Annotated in this window: 1 protein-coding gene; it reads right to left on the bottom strand. The window is 58.4% G+C overall.

Features of this window, described 5'->3' with window-relative positions; genetic code table 11:
• Window positions 1-15: 15 nt before the first annotated feature.
• A complete protein-coding gene (locus GWG54_RS20500) occupies window positions 16-1,314 on the bottom strand; it encodes an RNA-guided endonuclease TnpB family protein (RefSeq protein ID WP_167939477.1) in 1,299 nt (432 codons plus the stop codon).
• Window positions 1,315-1,443 lie beyond the last annotated feature (129 nt).

The raw sequence follows: 1,443 nt of genomic DNA, 5'->3' as shown, positions 1-1,443 counted from the left end.
GTGAACTACCCCACCCTACTCGCTCACGGCTGACGCCGTTCGCTCCTTGAGGGTAGGGCTTCCTGCTTCCACGACGCACTTTGCAGATACGGACGTATCCACAGGGAGCGCAGTCTCCACAGGCGTTGACGAGAGCAGAGCTCTCGTCCGCACATCAGAATCGCCGTGCGATTCTGAGGACGTTGATTCGGAGTATCCCACTCCTACGTCTTCGAGGCCGCGAGAAAGAATGTTCCACGCCGCATTCGCGTCCCTGTCCGCCTCAAACCCGCAAGCGGGACAGGAGTGCTCACGGACCCACAACGGCTTGTCCGTCGAAACGCCGCAAGACGCACACTCCTTGGTCGTCCCTCTCGGGTTGACCGCCACGAAGTGCGCCCCCTCTCGCTTGCACTTGTATTCGATTAACGAAAGGAACGTCCGCCACGCGGCAGACACCGTGTTGCGACTGTTCGACGGCGACTCAATCATCCCCTTCACGTTCAGGTCTTCGACCGCCACGAGGTCGTACTCCCGAGCGTAGTAGTTCGAGAGTTTGTGCAAGAAGTCGCGGCGCTTCCGACGGAGGTCCGCGTGACACTCCGCCACGCGCCGTCGTTGCTCCTCGTAGTTGTTCGACCCATGTTGTTTGCGCGAGAGCTTCCGTTGTTCGCGTTCCAAGCGTTCGCGCTCGTTGGAGAGGTCAAGCGATTCGACGGCAGTGCCGTCGGTGTCGTGAGCGTACTTGAGAATCCCCACGTCGATGCCGACGCACTTCTCGGGATTCTCGGGTAGCTCAGGTGGTTCACGGTCCATCTCGACGCCGAACGTGGCGAACCACTCACCCGTCGGTTCCTTCTTGAGCGTGACCTGCTTGAGTGCAGCGTCGTCGGGGATCTCTCGGTGGAACCGGATTGGTATGTCCGCGAGTTTCGAAAGTGACAGCACAGTCTGACCGCCCTTCTTGTCGAGCTTGAAGCCAGACTGGCTGTACGTGAAACTGCGAAACTCCCGTGGCGGTTTCCACTTGAGTTGACCGACGCCGTAGCCGTTCTCCTTAAGTTTGGAGAGTCCTTTGAGGTTGTCGAACAGCCGTTCCACGACTGTTTGGAGGACCTTCGAGTACACGTCCGAGAGGCCGTCCCACCACTTCTTAAGGTCGGGTAACTCCGACCGTAGGGTGGTCATGGACGGCAGCTCGCCGTGTTCATCTTGGTACTCGTTGAGCCGGTAGAGCGTGTGGTTATACAGTTGCCTACAAATGTCTCGGTGGCGGTCCAACTCCTCGCGGTGGGCGTCGGACGGCTTGAGGCGATACTTGTAGGCGTAGTACATGACGCTACTCGTGTTCCTCGATGTACTCGTCAAGTCGTTCTCGGATGAACGACGAGAGATTCAGGTGGTGTTCCTGAACCCACTCGTGTTGGTCCTCTCGGAGAGTGATTGTGGTCCGTTTCACTATAT

Origin of the sequence: Natronococcus sp. JC468 (assembly GCF_012163165.1) — an archaeon.
In the GTDB taxonomy this organism is placed as follows: domain Archaea; phylum Halobacteriota; class Halobacteria; order Halobacteriales; family Natrialbaceae; genus Natronococcus; species Natronococcus jeotgali.
This window is presented reverse-complemented; position numbering and strand designations above follow the sequence as displayed.